Annotated in this window: 11 protein-coding genes; 9 read left to right on the forward strand and 2 right to left on the reverse strand. The window is 43.7% G+C overall.

What is annotated here, in order from left to right; genetic code table 11:
* Window positions 1-68 precede the first annotated feature (68 nt).
* Entirely contained in the window at window positions 69-1,178 is a 1,110-nt protein-coding gene (locus H8796_RS07910; RefSeq protein ID WP_176553115.1) for a family 43 glycosylhydrolase, read from the reverse strand.
* Window positions 1,179-1,343: 165 nt separating this feature from the next.
* Here H8796_RS07910 and H8796_RS07915 point away from each other — a divergent pair, with 165 nt between their 5' ends.
* From H8796_RS07915 to H8796_RS07955, 9 genes are all read left to right on the forward strand, one after another.
* On the forward strand, window positions 1,344-2,333 hold the full coding sequence (locus H8796_RS07915; protein WP_099146301.1) for a glycoside hydrolase family 43 protein: 990 nt from the start codon (window positions 1,344-1,346) through the stop codon (window positions 2,331-2,333).
* A gap of 341 nt (window positions 2,334-2,674) precedes the next feature.
* Window positions 2,675-3,934 carry a glycoside hydrolase family 76 protein gene (locus H8796_RS07920; protein WP_008998078.1) on the forward strand — a complete coding sequence of 420 codons (1,260 nt, stop codon included), beginning with the start codon at window positions 2,675-2,677 and terminating at the stop codon, window positions 3,932-3,934.
* Window positions 3,935-3,962: 28 nt separating this feature from the next.
* Window positions 3,963-6,134 (forward strand): hypothetical protein, encoded by a 2,172-nt coding sequence (locus tag H8796_RS07925; protein WP_117932308.1) that lies wholly within the window; start codon window positions 3,963-3,965, stop codon window positions 6,132-6,134.
* Window positions 6,135-6,164: 30 nt separating this feature from the next.
* Window positions 6,165-8,642: a glutaminase domain-containing protein gene (locus tag H8796_RS07930; RefSeq protein WP_117932306.1), complete on the forward strand. Its 2,478-nt coding sequence runs from the start codon at window positions 6,165-6,167 to the stop codon at window positions 8,640-8,642.
* Window positions 8,643-8,654: 12 nt separating this feature from the next.
* A complete protein-coding gene (locus H8796_RS07935) occupies window positions 8,655-10,946 on the forward strand; it encodes a GH92 family glycosyl hydrolase (protein WP_117932304.1) in 2,292 nt (763 codons plus the stop codon).
* A gap of 47 nt (window positions 10,947-10,993) precedes the next feature.
* A complete protein-coding gene (locus H8796_RS07940; RefSeq protein WP_233530849.1) occupies window positions 10,994-12,412 on the forward strand; it encodes a glycoside hydrolase family 125 protein in 1,419 nt (472 codons plus the stop codon).
* A 143-nt stretch (window positions 12,413-12,555) separates the two neighbouring features.
* Window positions 12,556-13,686 (forward strand): aldose epimerase family protein, encoded by a 1,131-nt coding sequence (locus H8796_RS07945; protein ID WP_117932300.1) that lies wholly within the window; start codon window positions 12,556-12,558, stop codon window positions 13,684-13,686.
* A gap of 142 nt (window positions 13,687-13,828) precedes the next feature.
* Entirely contained in the window at window positions 13,829-15,883 is a 2,055-nt protein-coding gene (locus tag H8796_RS07950; protein ID WP_117932524.1) for a beta-L-arabinofuranosidase domain-containing protein, read from the forward strand.
* A 25-nt stretch (window positions 15,884-15,908) separates the two neighbouring features.
* On the forward strand, window positions 15,909-16,997 hold the full coding sequence (locus tag H8796_RS07955; protein WP_117932298.1) for an acyltransferase: 1,089 nt from the start codon (window positions 15,909-15,911) through the stop codon (window positions 16,995-16,997).
* A 183-nt stretch (window positions 16,998-17,180) separates the two neighbouring features.
* On the opposite strand, the gene H8796_RS07960 is transcribed toward H8796_RS07955, so the two are convergent.
* A complete protein-coding gene (locus H8796_RS07960) occupies window positions 17,181-18,524 on the reverse strand; it encodes a VapE domain-containing protein (protein ID WP_117932296.1) in 1,344 nt (447 codons plus the stop codon).
* Window positions 18,525-18,544: the final 20 nt, after the last annotated feature.

Below are 18,544 nucleotides of genomic sequence, written 5' to 3' on the forward strand. Positions count from 1 at the left end.
AGTTACTTTTGATGATAAATACCGGAAAGAGTGGTCAGTTTTTATTCTTTGTTGAATAATTGTCTTTATTATTTGTCAGCAGTTTTTGTTCCTGATGGTTTGGGAAGTTTCGTTCCGGCTTTGTCCGGAACACCCAGTACAGGCATTCCGTCTTTGTCCCATTCTATTTTTTGTAGGCGGGGAGAACGTGAGTCCATTGCACCCGGAGCATCATTCGGTATCTGACGGGCATGATACACCATATAACATTCTTTTCCATCCGGTGAGGGAACGAAAGAACTTCCACCGGGGCCAAAAACTTCATTCTTCGGTTCCTGTTGGAATACGGGTGTCGGATGTTTCTTCCAGGAAGCGGGGTCCAGCAGGTTGGCATTTGCATCTGCTGTTAGTAATCCTACACAATAGTAAGGCGTCCAGCTACCACTGGCGGAATAAAAAATGCATACTTTGTCTTTATTCTTCGGTTGGAAAAAGTGAGGTGCCTCGTTCACATGAATCGGATAGGCCGTTTTACTGCCATCGGGATTGACCCATTGACATTCCCACTCATATTCAGGTTTGGAAATCAGGACTCTGTCGGAGGAAAGTGTCCATGGATTTTCCATGGAAGCAATGTAAATACATTGTGTTTCGCTGTCAATCCTGCGTTTTTGCCATCCGCACCAAATCATGTAACGTTGTCCGTTGTGCTCGAAGGTACTTGCATGAATCGCCCAGTTGTTATTTTTGTCGGTCGGTATACGACCCTTCATGACAAACTTACCCTCTGTGGGAATAGCAGCCTCGTTCTCAATCACATATATCTGGTGATTGTCCATATTGCCATCGTCTGCGGCGAAGTAAATATACCATTTGTTGTTGATACGATGTATTTCGGGAGCCCATAGGTGATGCGAATTACTAGGGTCGTTCGGTATCCATACCGGCTTTTTAAGACTGTCATTCAAGTTGGTTATATCACTCGTTTCCCAAAGTACGATTCTGCTTTCGGAACCTTGTGTGTAGTAATATTTTCCTTCGTGAAAAACACCCCATGGTTCTGCTCCTTTTTCGCGCAACGGATTCGTATAGGTATCTCCTGTTATTGTTTCCTTTTCCGGCTCTGTTTTCTTCTTGGGTTGGCAAGATGCACAAATAATGATTAAAAGTACAGTTAGTAATGAGATTCCGCTTTTCATGGTATTTTTCATTTTATAATGACACTGCAAAGAAAGCACAAAATCTTGATAAATCATCTTTTTTTTGCAGATTGGTTAGTATTTATCCTTAATTGGCTCATAATTATTGAATTTTCTATTTGTTTTTTCTCATCTTTGTAGCACGAACTTTAAAATTGATATTATATGAAACTAAAACATCTTATTCTTTTCAGTATTATTTGTTGTTCCCAGTCTGTATTTGGACAAAAAGCCGGTCAGCAACCAAAGACAAGTGGCAATCCTGTATTTCCGGGCTGGTATGCCGATCCGGAAGGAATTGTGTTTGGAGATGAATACTGGATTTACCCTACATATTCGGCGCCTTATGACGAACAAACCTTCATGGATGCCTTCTCGTCTAAAGACCTGGTGAACTGGACAAAACACCCGAAAGTGTTATCGAAAGAGAATATAAGTTGGTTTAAACGTGCTTTATGGGCACCTGCTGTGATTCATGCGAATGACAAATATTATATATTTTTCGGTGCGAATGATATTCAAAGTAATAACGAGCTGGGAGGTATTGGTGTGGCTGTGGCCGACAATCCTGCCGGACCATTTAAGGATGCACTGGGCAAACCTCTGATTGATAAATTTGTAAATGGTGCACAGCCGATCGATCAGTTTGTTTACAAAGATGATGACGGACAGTATTATATGTATTATGGTGGCTGGGGACATTGCAATATGGTGAAGCTGGCTCCGGACTTGTTGAGTATCGTACCGTTTGAGGATGGTACCATCTATAAGGAAGTAACTCCCGAAAAATATGTAGAGGGACCTTTCATGTTGAAACGTAACGGTAAATACTATTTTATGTGGTCGGAAGGCGGTTGGACCGGACCGGATTATTGCGTAGCCTATGCGATTGCCGACTCACCATTCGGACCTTTTAAAAGAGAAGCAAAAATATTGGAACGCGATCCTAATATTGGAACGGGTGCCGGTCATCATTCTGTTGTGAAAGGTCCGGGAGCAGATGAATGGTATATCATTTATCATCGCCATCCATTGGGTGAAACGGATGGAAACGCTCGTGTGACCTGCATTGATCGCATGATTTTTGATAAGGACGGAAAAATAAAACCTATAAAGATGACTTTCGAGGGAGTAGAGGCTAGCCCATTGAAGTAAAATCTGAAAAGTTCAGCCCATCGGTAATTAATATTTTAATAAAGATGGGCTTTTTTGATTTATTTTTGTCCTTATAAGTTTAATGTTTATTTCTGTTGGATAACAAATGATTGTTTACCAGAATGGGCTTTTGATGAACAGATTAAATATTCCCCTTATCTCTGTCGTAAGGCAGAATGAGGGGAAATTATTCTCCAATAACCCTTTATTAATCCTATATTTTTATTGCAGAAAAGCGTTTTGGTCTGTATTTGTTCTTTATTGAATAAATATTATTGTTTTTTTTCAGCTATTTCTGCAATCTTTGTAACAGGAAAAATACTATAAACTTATAAACTATCATGAAAAGCAAAATTCTTTTGGCTCTGACACTACTATTGGGAGCATCAACTACTATATGGGCAGTCGGCAATTTAGGAAAAGCAAACCAGAAGAAGCACGCATATACTAACGAAGATGTATGGGCAGCTTACGAAGGATTTAACAATACCCTACTAGACTCTAGTAAATATATTTATAAAACAAGTTCCTCTTATCCAAGCGCTGTTGACCGCGGTAATGGAGCGGCGGCTATCTGGTGTCAGCCTATTTATTGGGACATGGCGATGAATGCTTATAAACTGGCAAAGGCACAGAAAGACAAAAAGAAGACTCGTGAGTATAAAGCACTTTGCGAGAAAATCTTTGCAGGAAACAAAGCACAATATTGCCAGTTTGATTTTGATGATAATAACGAAAACACCGGCTGGTTCATCTATGATGATATCATGTGGTGGACTATCAGTCTGGCGCGTGCATACGAGCTTTTTGGAGTGGATGAATATCTGAAACTCTCGGAAGCCAGTTTCAAACGTGTGTGGTATGGTTCGGAAAAGGTGGGTGATACCGGTTCGTATGACAAAGAAAACGGAGGTATGTTCTGGCAATGGCAACCTATTCGGAATCCGAAACCGAATAAATTCGGTGATGGAAAGATGGCATGTATTAACTTTCCGACAGTGGTAGCAGCATTGACCCTCTACAATAATGTGCCTGAAAATAGAAAAGAATCGACCAGCAAACGGCCGGATTATCAGACGAAGGCTCAATATCTTGCCAAAGGCAAAGAAATCTACGAATGGGGAGTGGAAAATCTGCTGGATAAAGAAACTGGAAAGATCGCTGATAGCCGTCATGGAAATGGCAATCCCGCGTGGAAGGCACATGTCTACAACCAGGCAACCTTTATCGGTGCATCCATATTGCTTTATAAGGCGACTGGAGAGAAACGTTATCTGGACAATGCTATTCTGGCAGCAGACTATACAGTGAAAGATATGTCAGCAGAACATAAAGTGCTACCTTTCGAAAGTGGTATTGAACAAGGAATCTATACTGCCATCTTTGCTGAATACATGGCATGGTTAGTATATGATTGCGGACAAACCCAATATCTTCCGTTCCTGAAACATACCATCAAAACAGGTTGGGCAAACAGAGATGAGACGCGAAATGTGTGTGGAGGTGAATATCATAAGAAATTGCCGGCAGGTGCGGAAATCAACAGTTATTCTGCTTCTGGTATACCGGCATTGATGCTTTTATTCCCGGCTAAGAAGTAAATAGAAAACGACACAGAACCACGTGAAAATGAATAATAAACAACTACTGATTATATTCAGCCTTTTATTAACCGGTAATAATGTTTCCTTTGCTCAAACTCAAGCGGTTAACGGCAAGGAAGCGAAAACAACTTTTCAAACAGCCGAACCTTGGAAACCGGAAACAGATGTGCGTGCCGATGCTACGATGGTATATGGCACACTCGATAAAAGGGGAGTTTCTTTTGAACAGCGTGTTCAGTCGTGGAGAGACAAGGGATATCAGACACAATTTATGACCGGAGTGGCATGGGGAGATTATCAAGACTATTTCCTCGGCAAATGGGATGGAATAGACGGTCATCTGAAAGAAGGTCAACGGGATCGTAACGGAAACGAGATAGCTCATGGACACTTGATACCCTACATTGTACCTACTGAAAGTTTTATTCGTTATATGCAGGAAACGCAGATAAAGCGGGTGATTGATGCCGGAATTACTTCTATTTATTTAGAGGAACCGGAATTCTGGATGCGTGGCGGATATAGCGAAGCCTTCAAGTCTGAATGGCAGAAATATTATAATTTCCCCTGGAGACCTCAACATGAATCTCCCGAGAATACCTACCTTTCCAATAAGTTAAAATATCACCTCTACTATCATGCACTGGATAAGATATTTACTTATGCCAAAGAATACGGTAAGTCGAAAGGGCTGGATGTGAAATGTTATGTGCCCACTCACTCTTTGATTAACTACACTTCCTGGCAAATTGTAAGCCCGGAAGCCAGTCTGGCTTCATTGAACTGTGTAGACGGCTATATAGCACAGGTGTGGACGGGTACTGCCCGTGAACCGAACTTCTATAACGGTGTAAAGAAAGAACGTGTATTTGAGAATGCCTTTCTCGAATATGGCTGCATGAAATCCATGACCGCTCCTTTGAACCGCAAAATGTATTTTCTGACTGATCCGATTGAAGACCGTGCCAAAGACTGGTTGGATTATAAGATCAATTATCAGGCCACTTTTGCCGCACAGTTAATGTACCCGATGGTAGATACTTATGAAGTGATGCCATGGCCGGACCGTATTTATCAGGGATTATACCGGATAGCAGGAACGGATCAGAAAGAACGTATTCCCCGTTCGTATTCTACGCAAATGCAGGTGATGATTAACACATTGAATGACATTCGCACTTCTGACAAACAAATCAGTGGTACGCACGGCATTGGTGTATTGATGGCAAATTCGCTGATGTTCCAGCGTTTCCCGGATCATAACGGATATGACGATCCGCAATTCTCCAGTTTCTATGGACAAACCTTGCCTTTATTAAAAAGGGGAATTCCGGTGGAACTGGTACACATGGAGAATACTCCGTTTAAAGATACTTTCAACGGACTTCAGGTACTTGTAATGTCCTACTCGAACATGAAACCGATGAAATCGGAATACCATAACTATATGGCAGACTGGGTTAAAAAAGGAGGTACGTTGGTGTACTGTGGAGAAGATGTCGATCCTTATCAAACAGTTTTAGAATGGTGGAATACGGCAGGAAACGCATACAAAGCTCCTTCGGAACATCTGTTTGAGGCGATGGGTTTGTCCCGTAATCCCGGTGACGGAACCTATCGGTTTGGGAAAGGCACCGTGATTGTCATGCGCGAAGATCCGAAACATTTTGTATTAAAAGGCGGAAACGACCGGAAATACTTTGAAACGATTGTATCCGCTTATGAGAGCAAAACTGGTAAGAAGATAGAAATCAAAAACAATTTTATGGTGGAACGTGGTCCTTATACGATTGCGGCAGTAATGGATGAGAGTTCTTCTAAAGAGCCTTTGAAACTGTCGGGATTGTATATCGATTTGTTCGACAAAGGCTTGCCGATATTGACAGTCAAGCAGATTAATCCCGGTGAACAGGGGTATTTGTATGACTTGAATAAAGTATCGGGTAAAGTGAAAGCAAAGGTACTTTGTGGAGCCTCCCGCATTTATGATGAAAAAGTAGGGAAGCAGAGCTACTCGTTTGTAGCTAAAAGCCCGTTACATACGACGAATGTATCAAGAGTCCTTTTGCCGCGTAAACCTGAAAAGGTCTTGGTAAACGGAAAGGCGGAACAGCCGGAGTGGGATGAATCTTCCAAAACTCTTTTATTGAGTTTCGAGAATGATCCCGCCGGAGTGAATGTATCGATAGAATGGTAAAATAGATTAAATAAACAGGTGAATTAAATTATGAAACAACAACTGATGATGCTGTTGCTGGGAACAGCTTCTGTACTTTGTAGCTGTGAGACCCAGATAGAACAGCACGAGAAGAATGAATTACGTGCTCCGGCATACCCGCTGGTGACGATCGATCCTTATACCAGTGCATGGTCCACTACGGACAATCTGTATGACAGTCCTGTGAAACATTGGACAGGCAAGGACTTTCCTTTGCTTGGCGTTGCTAAAGTAGACGGACAAACCTACCGTTTCATGGGAACGGAAGAACTGGAACTACGTCCTTTGGTAAAGACATCCGAACAAGGTAGCTGGACAGGAAAGTATACCACTCAACAGCCTGCTGACGGATGGCAGAATGCCGGATTTAATGATAAAGCATGGAAAGAAGGCGAAGCTGCTTTCGGAACCATGGAGAATGAACATACAGCCAAGACCCAGTGGGGTGAAGAATTTATCTGGGTACGCCGGGTAGCTGATATTCAGGAAGACTTGACAGGAAAGAATGTATATCTGGAATTCTCTCATGACGATGATGCTATCATCTATATCAACGGCATCAAAGTGGTAGATACAGGTAATGCTTGTAAAAAGAACGAGAGAGTGAAACTGCCCGAAGAAGTGGTAGCTTCTTTGAAACCGGGTGAGAATCTGATTGCCGGCTATTGCCGTAACCGTGTAGGAAACGGATTACTGGATTTCGGATTGTTGGTAGAACTGGAAGGTTACCGTTCTTTCCATCAAACAGCACAACAAACATCTGTAGACGTACAGCCTATGCAGACTTATTATACCTTTACTTGCGGTCCGGTAGATTTGAAACTGACATTTACCGCTCCTATGTTTATGGATAATCTGGATTTGCTGTCACGTCCGGTCAACTATATTTCTTATGAAGTAGCTTCCAATGACGGCAAGAAACATCAGGTTGAATTGTATTTCGAAGCATCTCCGCAATGGGCAATCGACCAACCTCACCAGGAATCTGTGGCCGACAGCTTTACTGACGGCGACTTGTTATTCCTTCGTACCGGAAGCCGCAATCAGGATATTCTGAAGAAAAAGGGTGATGATGTTCGTATCGACTGGGGACATTTCTATCTGGCTGCTGAAAAAGAAAATAGCACATTTGCAATCGGCGATGGCAGAGAACTGCGTAAGAGCTTTGTAGCTAATAAGTTGGAAGCTCCTACCACGAATGGTTATGATAAACTGGCTTTAGTACGCTCATTAGGCGAAACACAAAAAGCGGATGGTCATTTATTGATCGGATACGATGATATTTATTCTATCCAATACTTTGGCGATAACCTGCGTCCTTACTGGAACCGTCAGGGTAATGAAACGATTGTATCCCAATTCCAGAAAGCTGAAAAAGAATACAAAACACAAATGAAGAACTGTGCCGCTTTCGACAAGAAAATGATGGAAGAAGCGATTGCTGCCGGTGGACGTAAATATGCCGAACTTTGTGCATTGGCCTATCGTCAGGCATTGGCTGCTCATAAATTGGTAGAAGCTCCGAACGGTGACCTTGTATTCCTTTCTAAAGAAAACTTCAGTAATGGTTCTATCGGAACAGTCGACCTGACTTATCCGGGAGCTCCGTTACTTTTATACTACAATCCGGAATTGGTGAAAGCTACCATGAACCATATCTTCTATTATAGCGAAAGCGGAAAATGGGCGAAACCATTTGCTGCACATGATGTCGGTACTTATCCATTGGCTAACGGCCAGACTTATGGCGGTGATATGCCGGTAGAAGAATCGGGTAATATGGTAGTATTGGCTGCTGCCATTGCAAAGGTAGAAGGTAATGCAGATTACGCACAAAAACATTGGGAAACTCTGACTACATGGACAGACTATCTGGTAGAGAACGGACTTGATCCGGCCAACCAACTTTGTACCGATGACTTTGCAGGTCACTTTGCACACAATGCCAACCTTTCTATCAAAGCGATCATGGGTGTTGCTTCTTATGGTTATCTGGCAGATATGCTGGGCAAAAAAGACGTGGCTGAAAAGTACACACAGAAAGCGAAAGAAATGGCTGCCGAATGGGTGAAAATGGCGGATGATGGTGACCACTATCGTCTTACATTTGACAAACCGGGAACATGGAGCCAGAAGTATAACTTGGTGTGGGATAAACTGTTGAATCTGCAAATCTTCCCTAAAAATGTTGCAGAAACGGAAATAGCTTACTATCTTTCGAAGCAAAATAAATATGGTCTTCCGTTGGATAACCGTGAAACATACACAAAGACCGACTGGATCATGTGGACAGCTACATTGGCAAATGACAAAGCTACCTTTGAGAAATTTATCGAACCCGTATATCTGTTTATGAACGTTACACCTAACCGTGTTCCGATGTCCGACTGGGTATTTACAGACGAACCGAATCAAAGAGGCTTCCAGGCACGTTCCGTTGTAGGTGGATATTATATCAAAATGCTTGAAGGAAAACTGATTAAATAAAACAAAAATACCATGAAGAAACTAGCTCTATTCGCTTTTACGTTACTTAGTGCATGGGCTATGACTGCAAAAACAATTACCGGACCGGTGGACTATGTTAGTCCGCTGGTTGGTACGCAGTCAAAGCACGCATTATCTACCGGAAATACTTACCCTGCCATTGCGCTGCCCTGGGGAATGAACTTTTGGGTTCCGCAGACTGGTAAAATGGGCGATGGATGGGCGTATACGTATGACGCTGACAAGATCAGAGGATTCAAACAAACCCATCAGCCAAGTCCCTGGATCAATGATTACGGTCAATTTGCTATCATGCCGGTAACCGGTAAGGCAGTATTTAATCAGGATGAGCGTGCCAGTTGGTTCTCTCATAAAGCTGAAACGGCTACTCCTTATTATTATAAAGTATATCTCGCCGATCATGATGTAGTGACCGAAATTGCTCCGACAGAGAGAGCAGCTGCTTTCCGTTTCACTTTCCCCGAAAACGACCACTCTTATGTAGTGGTAGACGCCTTTGATAAGGGTTCGTTTGTGAAAGTAATCCCTTCGGAGAACAAGATTATCGGTTATACCACTAAAAACAGCGGTGGTGTTCCTGCCAACTTTAAAAACTACTTTGTACTGGTATTCGACAAACCGTTTACTTATACGGCTGCCGTAGCCAGTGGTGTGATTGACACCAACAAACTGGAAGCGACAGACAATCATGCCGGTGCACTGATCGGTTTCAAAACCCGCAAGGGCGAACAGGTAAATGTGCGTGTAGCTTCCTCTTTTATCAGCCCTGAACAGGCGGAACTGAACTTGAAAGAGCTGGGTACGGACAACATTGAACAGATTGCAGCGAAAGGCCGCAAGGTATGGAACGATGTTTTAGGACGTATTGAAGTGAAAGATGATGATATCGACCATTTGCGTACATTCTACTCCTGCCTGTATCGTTCGGTATTGTTCCCCAGAAGTTTCTATGAGATAGATGCCAAAGGAGACGTGATGCACTACAGTCCTTATAATGGCGAAGTGCTTCCGGGCTATATGTTTACCGATACCGGTTTCTGGGATACGTTCCGTTGTCTTTTCCCATTCCTTAACCTGATGTATCCATCCATGAATACGAAGATGCAGGAAGGATTGGTGAACACTTATAAAGAAAGCGGATTCCTGCCGGAATGGGCAAGTCCGGGACACAGAGGTTGTATGGTTGGAAACAACTCTGCTTCCGTAGTTGCCGATGCTTACCTGAAAGGATTGAAAGGATACGATATCGAGACATTGTGGGAAGCCGTGAAACATGGAGCGAACGCAGTGCATCCGAATGTTCGTTCTACCGGACGATTAGGACATGAGTATTATAATAAATTGGGATATGTGCCTTATAATGTAGGTATTAACGAGAATGCAGCCCGTACACTGGAATATGCATACGATGACTGGTGTATCTATCAATTGGGCAAAGCCTTGAAGAAACCGAAAAAAGAGATTGAAATCTTTGCAAAGCGTGCAATGAATTATAAGAATCTCTATGACCCTAAACATAAGTTGATGCGTGGCAAGAATGAAGACGGTACGTTCCAGTCTCCGTTCAATCCGTTGAAGTGGGGGGATGCCTTTACGGAAGGTAATAGTTGGCATTATACCTGGTCGGTATTCCATGATCCTCAAGGTCTGATTGACCTGATGGGAGGTAAAGACGGATTCAACCAGATGATGGATTCTGTATTTATCCTGCCTCCGATTTTTGATGAAAGTTATTATGGAGCCGTTATTCATGAAATCCGTGAAATGCAGATTATGAACATGGGCAACTATGCACATGGCAACCAACCGATTCAGCACATGCTCTATATGTACAACTATTCCGGCCAACCCTGGAAAGCGCAACATTGGATTCGTGAAGTGATGGACAAGCTCTATACTCCAGCTCCCGACGGTTATTGCGGTGATGAGGACAACGGCCAGACTTCTGCCTGGTATGTATTCTCGGCAATGGGATTCTATCCGGTATGTCCGGGTACGGATGAATATGTCTTGGGTACTCCTTACTTCAAGGAGATGAAGCTGCATCTGGAAAACGGAAAGACGGTGACTATCTCCGCTCCGAATAACGGAGACGATAAACGTTACATTTCGTCGATGAAATTGAACGGTAAAGAATATACCAAAAACTACCTGACTCATCAGGACCTGCTGAATGGCGCTAGCATTTCTTTCAAAATGGATGCGAAGCCCAATCAGCAACGTGGTACAAAAGAAGCCGATTTCCCTTATTCTTTCTCTAACGAATTAAAAAAGAAGAAGTAATCATGAAGAAACAACTTAAATATATCAGCGCAGGTATGCTGGCAGGCATGCTTCTCTGTGGCGGGGAGCTACAAGCCTTCAACCGTATGACGGAAATGCATGTATGTCTGGCGGATGCTATTCAGAAAGATAACCGTCCGGAAATATCCAATCGTCTGTTCCGTTCCAATGCGGTAGAGAAGGAGATTCTCCGTGTACAGAAACTATTGAAGAATGCGAAGTTGGCATGGATGTTTACCAACTGTTTCCCGAATACACTGGATACAACCGTACATTTCCGTAAAGGAAGCGATGGCAAACCGGATACGTTCGTATATACGGGTGATATTCATGCTATGTGGCTGCGCGACTCCGGTGCACAGGTATGGCCTTATGTGCAATTAGCTAATTCGGACCCTGAACTGAAAGAAATGCTGGCAGGTGTTATTCTCCGTCAGTTCAAATGTATCAATATCGATCCGTACGCGAATGCTTTTAATGACGGTGCTATTCCTAACGGTCACTGGATGAGTGATCTTACGGATATGAAACCGGAGTTGCACGAACGTAAATGGGAAATTGATTCCTTGTGCTATCCGTTGCGCTTGGCTTATCATTACTGGAAGACTACCGGAGATGCGAGCATATTCAACGAAGAATGGATTCAGGCAATCACTAATGTACTGAAAACATTCAAAGAGCAACAACGTAAAGAAGGAGTAGGCCCTTATAAATTCCAACGTAAGACGGAGCGTGCACTGGATACTGTGAGCAATGACGGTCTGGGAGCACCGGTGAAACCTGTCGGTTTGATCGTTTCCACTTTCCGCCCTTCGGACGATGCTACTACTCTTCAGTATCTGGTTCCTTCCAATTTCTTTGCTGTATCTTCCTTGCGTAAGGCTGCCGAGATTCTGGAGAAGGTAAATAAGAAGACAGCCTTGTCTAAAGAATGTAAGGACCTGGCGCAGGAGGTGGAAACTGCTTTAAAGAAATATGCTGTGTATAATCATCCTAAATATGGTAAAATCTATGCATTCGAGGTGGATGGTTTTGGAAATCATCATCTGATGGACGATGCCAATGTGCCGAGTTTACTTGCAATGCCTTATCTGGGTGATGTGAATGTGAAGGATCCGATTTATCAGAATACCCGCCGTTTTGTGTGGAGTGAAGACAATCCTTACTTCTTTAAAGGCAAGGCAGGCGAAGGAATCGGTGGACCGCATATCGGTTATGATATGGTGTGGCCGATGAGTATTATGATGAAAGCTTTCACTAGTCAGAATGATGCCGAAATCAAGACCTGTATCAAGATGTTGATGGACACAGATGCCGGTACCGGCTTTATGCACGAATCTTTCCATAAGGATAATCCGAAGAAATTTACCCGTGCATGGTTTGCCTGGCAGAATACTCTTTTCGGTGAGTTGATTTTGAAGCTGGTTAATGAAGGAAAGGTAGATTTATTGAATAGTATACAGTAATATGCTGACATAGTAAATTGAACGCGGATAACGCGGATGATGCGGCTCTTTTTCTGATGCAAAATTAGAAAAAACGCGTTATCCGCGTCGTCTGCATCTAAATATGAATAGCTGAAAACTAATATTAAAAAAACAATTGTATCATGAAAAAGTTATGTGTATGGGCAGTTGCCGCCCTTTTAATGGCAGCTTGTACTCCGAAAGCTGAAAAGGCTACAGATTCCGGTTTATTGCAGAGTAAATTCCAGACAGAAGTAGATGGAAAGAAGACTGATTTGTTCACTCTGCGTAACAAGAACAACATGGAAGTTTGTATCACGAACTTCGGTGGACGTATTGTTTCAGTGATGGTTCCCGATAAAGACGGACAGATGCGTGATGTTGTTCTCGGTTTCGATTCTATTCAGGACTATATCAGCAAGCCTTCGGATTTCGGTGCGACTATTGGACGTTATGCCAATCGTATCAATCAGGGACAGTTCACCTTGGATGGTGTAGAATATCAGCTTCCCCGCAATAACTACGGTCATTGTCTGCACGGCGGACCGCAAGGATTCCAATACCGGGTGTTTGATGCAGCATTGTTGAATCCGCAGGAATTGCAGTTGACTTACCGTGCAGAAGACGGTGAAGAAGGTTTTCCGGGAAACATCACTTGTAAAGTGTTGATGAAACTGACGGACGATAATGCCATCGATATTCAATACGAAGCGGAAACAGACAAACCGACGATTGTAAATATGACCAACCACTCTTATTTTAACCTTGAAGGTGATGCCGGCAACAACTCCGGTCATTTGTTGATGGTGGATGCGGACTATTATACTCCGGTGGACAGTACTTTCATGACGACTGGCGAGATTGTTCCGGTAGAAGGAACTCCGATGGATTTCCGCACCCCGACTCCGGTAGGCGAACGTATCAACGACTATGATTTCGTACAGCTGAAAAATGGCAATGGTTACGATCACAACTGGGTATTGAACACGAAAGGCGACGTAACCCGTAAATGCGCTTCTTTGAAATCACCGAAGACTGGTATCGTACTCGACGTTTATACTAACGAACCGGGTATTCAGGTATATGCAGGTAACTTCCTCGATGGTTCACTGACAGGAAAGAAAGGCATTACTTACAACCAACGTGCTTCCGTATGTCTCGAAACACAGAAATATCCGGATACTCCGAACAAACCGGAATGGCCGTCGGCTGTACTTCGCCCGGGCGAAAAGTATACAAGCCAATGTATCTTCAAATTCTCTGTTGATAAATAGGTTATAAAGGCAGTTCATGTCATTGAAGAACGGGTTGTCTGATTAGAGATTATCCGTTCTTTGCTTCGAATGTAATTTGTTGGTGCTCAATAGGGCTCATAGGGAAATTAGGATGATTTCTGGAATCAGTAGAATAGACGAAATGAAGAAAAATAAAACGAAAGGACTTTTTGCATCGATAGTGCTTGGAGTGGCGGTTACAGCTTGTGCGTCTGCTTCTTCTAGTGGTACGGTGACGGTGGTGGACCGACCGGACATACAGTCCGTCAATACCAATTATATCGGGTATCGCGCTCCGCTTCGACCGTTGAATTTTATAAAGTTGCCGGTAGGTAGTATTCAGCCTGAAGGCTGGGTGAAGAAGTATCTGGAGTTGCAGCGTGACGGTCTGACCGGACACTTGGGAGAAATCAGCGCTTGGCTGGAAAAGGATAATAATGCCTGGTTGACAACTGGCGGAGACCACGGCTGGGAGGAAGTCCCTTACTGGCTCAAAGGGTATGGCAATCTGGCATATATCCTGAATGACCCGAAGATGATTGAAGAAACCAAATATTGGATTGAAGGTGTATTTGCCAGTCGCCAGCCGGATGGCTATTTCGGTCCGGTCAATGAACGTAACGGCAAACGCGAACTTTGGGCACAGATGATTATGCTCTGGTGTCTGCAATCTTATTATGAGTATTCTCAAGATCAGCGTGTCATTGACCTGATGACGAATTACTTCAAGTGGCAGATGACTGTTCCCGATGACCAACTTCTGGAAGATTATTGGGAGAAAAGCCGTGGCGGTGATAACATCATCAGTATCTACTGGCTTTACAACCATACTGGGGATGCTTTCCTACTCGAATTAGCCGAGAAGATTCACCGTAACACAGCCGACTGGACGAAATCCACCTCCTTACCTAACTGGCACAATGTAAATATCGCCCAATGTTTCCGTGAACCTGCCACTTATTATATGCAGACCGGAGATTCAGCGATGCTGAAAGCCTCTTATAATGTTCATCATCTGATTCGCCGTACTTTCGGACAAGTGCCCGGTGGTATGTTCGGTGCGGATGAGAATGCCCGTTTGGGATATATCGATCCCCGTCAGGGAGTGGAAACCTGCGGACTGGTTGAACAGATGGCTTCCGATGAAATCATGCTTTGCATGACAGGAGACCCTATGTGGGCTGAACACTGTGAAGAAGTAGCATTCAACTCTTATCCTGCTGCCGTGATGCCGGACTTTAAAGCATTGCGCTATATCACCTGCCCGAACCATGCCATCAGTGATTCCAAGAATCATCATCCAGGCATTGACAATCGTGGCCCGTTCCTTTCGATGAATCCTTTCAGCAGCCGTTGTTGCCAACACAATCATGCACAGGGCTGGCCTTACTTTACCGAACATCTGGTATTGGCAACTCCCGACAACGGAGTGGCAACTGCTATTTATGCAGCTTGCAAAGCTACTGTAAAGGTGGGCGACGGAAAGGAAATCACTCTTCACGAAGAGACGAATTATCCTTTTGAGGAAAGCATTGCTTTCTCTGTTTCGACCGGTGAAAAGGTCACTTTTCCGTTCTATCTCCGCATTCCTTCATGGACAAAAGGAGCAGAAGTGCGAGTGAATGGTAAGAAGGTAAATGTAGCTCCCGTAGCGGGAAAATACCTTTGCATCCATCGGGAATGGTCGAATGGAGATCGCGTGGAACTGACGTTACCGATGTCTTTGTCTATGCGTACCTGGCAGGTTAATAAAAATAGCGTAAGCGTAGATTATGGCCCCCTCACTTTGTCTCTCAAGATTGCAGAGAAATATGTAGAGAAAGACAGCCGCGAGACTGCTATCGGTGATTCTAAATGGCAGAAAGGCGCTGATCCCCAGAAATGGCCTACTACTGAAATCTATCCGGATAGTCCCTGGAACTATTCATTGGTACTGGACAAGACAGAACCTTTGAAAAACTTCAAGGTAATCCGTAAATCCTGGCCTGCCGATAATTATCCTTTCACAGTAGCCAGTGTACCTTTAGAGGTAAAAGCTACCGGCCGCCTGGTTCCTGAATGGAAGATAGACGAAACCGGATTGTGTGGCGTACTGCCGGAAGAAGATGCAGTGAAAGGTAATAAAGAAGAAATAACGTTGATCCCTATGGGTGCGGCACGGTTGAGAATATCTGCCTTCCCGAATACAAGAGAATAAATTAATAACTAGAAAACTTAGAAAAATGAAACGTATTGTTTTTTTAGATTATGTCCGTGTGTTTGCATGCTTTCTCGTAATGGTTGTTCATGCCAGTGAGAATTTCTACGGTGCTCCCGGATCCACTGATATGGCAGGACCGCAGTCTTTTTTGGCTAATGAAGCAGACCGTTTATGGGTAGCTGTTTACGACGGTTTCTCGCGTATGGCAGTGCCGCTGTTTATGATAGTCTCCGCCTTCCTGCTTGCACCGATGAAAGAGGAACAGACGATGTGGCAATTCTATCGCCAGCGCTGTCTTCGCATCCTTCCACCGTTTTTCATATTCATGCTACTGTACAGCACTCTACCTATGTTGTGGGGACAGATAGACGGAGAAACATCTATGAAGGACTTGTCGCGGATATTCCTGAATTTTCCGACGCTAGCCGGACACTTGTGGTTTATGTATCCTCTGATAAGCCTTTATTTGTTTATCCCAATTATATCCCCATGGTTGAGAAAAGCCACGGCTAAAGAAGAGCGTTTCTTTATAGGACTGTTTGTGTTGTCAACCTGTATGCCTTATCTCAATCGTTGGTGCGGTGAAGTGTGGGGACAATGTTTCTGGAATGAATACCACATGTTGTGGTACTTCTCCGGTTATCTGGGCTATCTTGTTCTGGCACATTACATTCGTGTACACCTTACCTGGAATCGTTCCAAACGTTTCATTATAGGAACCATTTTAATGGTGATCGGTGCTGTATGGACTATTTATTCATTCTATGTGCAGGCTATACCCGGCGAACTCCATTCCACACCTGTAATAGAAATAGGATGGGCTTTCTGTACCATCAACTGTGTGCTTCTCACAACGGGTACATTCCTTATGTTTACATGTATCAAACGTCCGCAAGCTCCCAAGTTGGTGACGGAAACATCGAAACTTAGTTATGGTATGTATCTTATGCACATATTCTGGCTCGGACTGTGGGTGACTGTGTTCAAAGATACATTGGCGCTTCCCACTGTTGCCGCTATACCCTGTATCGCAGTGGTTACGTTTATCTGTTGTTTTGTAACAACTAAGATCATTTCGTTTATACCGGGCAGTAAATGGATAGTAGGATAAATATCCGGAAACAATAAGATTTTGAATAGATAATCAAGTTTTTCCTGATTTTCTATTCAAAATCTTACTGTTTATAGCTTATTTCCCTCTTAATGTCCTCTTTCTCTTTTCACCTTTTTCACTCCTATTATAAACCATTATTCCCCAGCCTCTTACGGGTGAACCCTTCCTCTGTTTGGAGCTTTATGCCGCTTTCATCGGTTTCACCAAATACACGTTCCCATATTTGGTATGTTTGCGGGTGACACCTGCCGCAAGCAAAACTTGCGCGAACGTAGCCGGATTACTTCCACGCATGGCAGCGGGGTTATACATCTTCAGTCTCCTGAATATGTCCGAAGCCGAGAGCCGTTCGCTTCCCTCTTCATCATCTTTAGCTATCCGGAAACAGGCATGAAAGACTTCCTCTGCCGGACACGGATGATAAAAAGCAGCATTGTGGCGTTGCAGTTCCCGTTCCTCTTCTTTTGTGAACCAGTAGCGGATGCCGGAGAGCAGTTCAGCTTTCAGTTGGGCATAGATCTGATCGTGCATGATACCTTCGCAATCGATCAGATGTTCTGCTTCAATGCAGATGAATCGCCGGCTACCGGTGGGATCGGTGAGCAAGTCAAAACGGTTGCTTGTACCGATGAAAGAAGCGATGCGCGGCAAGTTGCGGAAATTCTTTTGATAAGCTTTGCAGATATTCAGGTTTGCCATTTGCATCAAATTCTTCAATAATGGCATTTGCTGCGTTCCGTATTTGTCAAATTCATCCATGTTCAGAAGTCCCATTTCGGCAAGTAACCTTTCGGGTTTTCCTTGTGCAGACAGTTTCAGGTTGTCCATGTAATAACGTGACAGTGCCGGTGGCATCAGTGCCTTGCAAAATGTGGATTTTTGTCGTCCCTGCTCGCTGCTGACAAGTATGGGGGCTACGCTGTTGGCATGTATTCCCGTCATGCCTAACCATTGGGCGGTGAGTCCCAGCATCCAGGTATGGAAGCTTTTTATCCAGAGCTGATTGTCAGAGACACGCTGCGCCAAAGCTTCCAGTCTGTCTGTCCCATCCCAGCCGGGCAGTTCCTCCATGTAAAGCCGGAAAGGATGGTATTCAGGAATACAAGTGGAATAAATGTAACGGCTCAAGTCTTTATCCCAGCAGGATATGCCCTGGTCGTGTGCTTCCATGCAGAAAGTGTTCAGTTCCCGCTTACTTACAGGTTCGAAAGGAACGGCACGCTTGTTGGCAGGACGATATTCCGTTTCTTCCGTCAATAGGTTGTAACGAAAATCATACTGTTTTTGCAGGAATGTACGTACCTCTTGGGTTAATCGGACCGGTTGTTTTCGTTCTGTCTCTTTCTCCCTTTCAGTAGGCGGTGCAGCGTCCGGTAGGGGAGCAGTATATATATCTTCATGACATTTTAGCGTTTTCTGTGGCTCTTTGTCTGTTTTCTCAACTGCATCTTCTTTGTTCTCCTTCATTTGAAACAATTTTAGTTCCTTCAATACCTGTCTCCATATCAATGTTATTGCATTCATTATTTTTTCTATTTTTAAGT

It is taken from the genome of Bacteroides sp. M10, assembly GCF_014334015.1.
GTDB lineage: Bacteria > Bacteroidota > Bacteroidia > Bacteroidales > Bacteroidaceae > Bacteroides > Bacteroides intestinigallinarum.

Bases quoted from the DNA above. Each gene is read 5' to 3' on its own strand.
- H8796_RS07940 (WP_233530849.1), top strand. From the start codon at position 10,994: ATGCTTCTCTGTGGCGGGGAGCTACAAGCCTTCAACCGTATGACGGAA.
- H8796_RS07955 (WP_117932298.1), top strand. From the start codon at position 15,909: ATGAAACGTATTGTTTTTTTAGATTATGTCCGTGTGTTTGCATGCTTT.
- H8796_RS07950 (WP_117932524.1), top strand. From the start codon at position 13,829: ATGAAGAAAAATAAAACGAAAGGACTTTTTGCATCGATAGTGCTTGGA.
- H8796_RS07925 (WP_117932308.1), top strand. From the start codon at position 3,963: ATGAATAATAAACAACTACTGATTATATTCAGCCTTTTATTAACCGGT.
- H8796_RS07920 (WP_008998078.1), top strand. From the start codon at position 2,675: ATGAAAAGCAAAATTCTTTTGGCTCTGACACTACTATTGGGAGCATCA.
- H8796_RS07935 (WP_117932304.1), top strand. From the start codon at position 8,655: ATGAAGAAACTAGCTCTATTCGCTTTTACGTTACTTAGTGCATGGGCT.
- H8796_RS07910 (WP_176553115.1), bottom strand. From the start codon at position 1,178: ATGAAAAGCGGAATCTCATTACTAACTGTACTTTTAATCATTATTTGT.
- H8796_RS07915 (WP_099146301.1), top strand. From the start codon at position 1,344: ATGAAACTAAAACATCTTATTCTTTTCAGTATTATTTGTTGTTCCCAG.
- H8796_RS07945 (WP_117932300.1), top strand. From the start codon at position 12,556: ATGAAAAAGTTATGTGTATGGGCAGTTGCCGCCCTTTTAATGGCAGCT.
- H8796_RS07960 (WP_117932296.1), bottom strand. From the start codon at position 18,524: ATGAATGCAATAACATTGATATGGAGACAGGTATTGAAGGAACTAAAA.
- H8796_RS07930 (WP_117932306.1), top strand. From the start codon at position 6,165: ATGAAACAACAACTGATGATGCTGTTGCTGGGAACAGCTTCTGTACTT.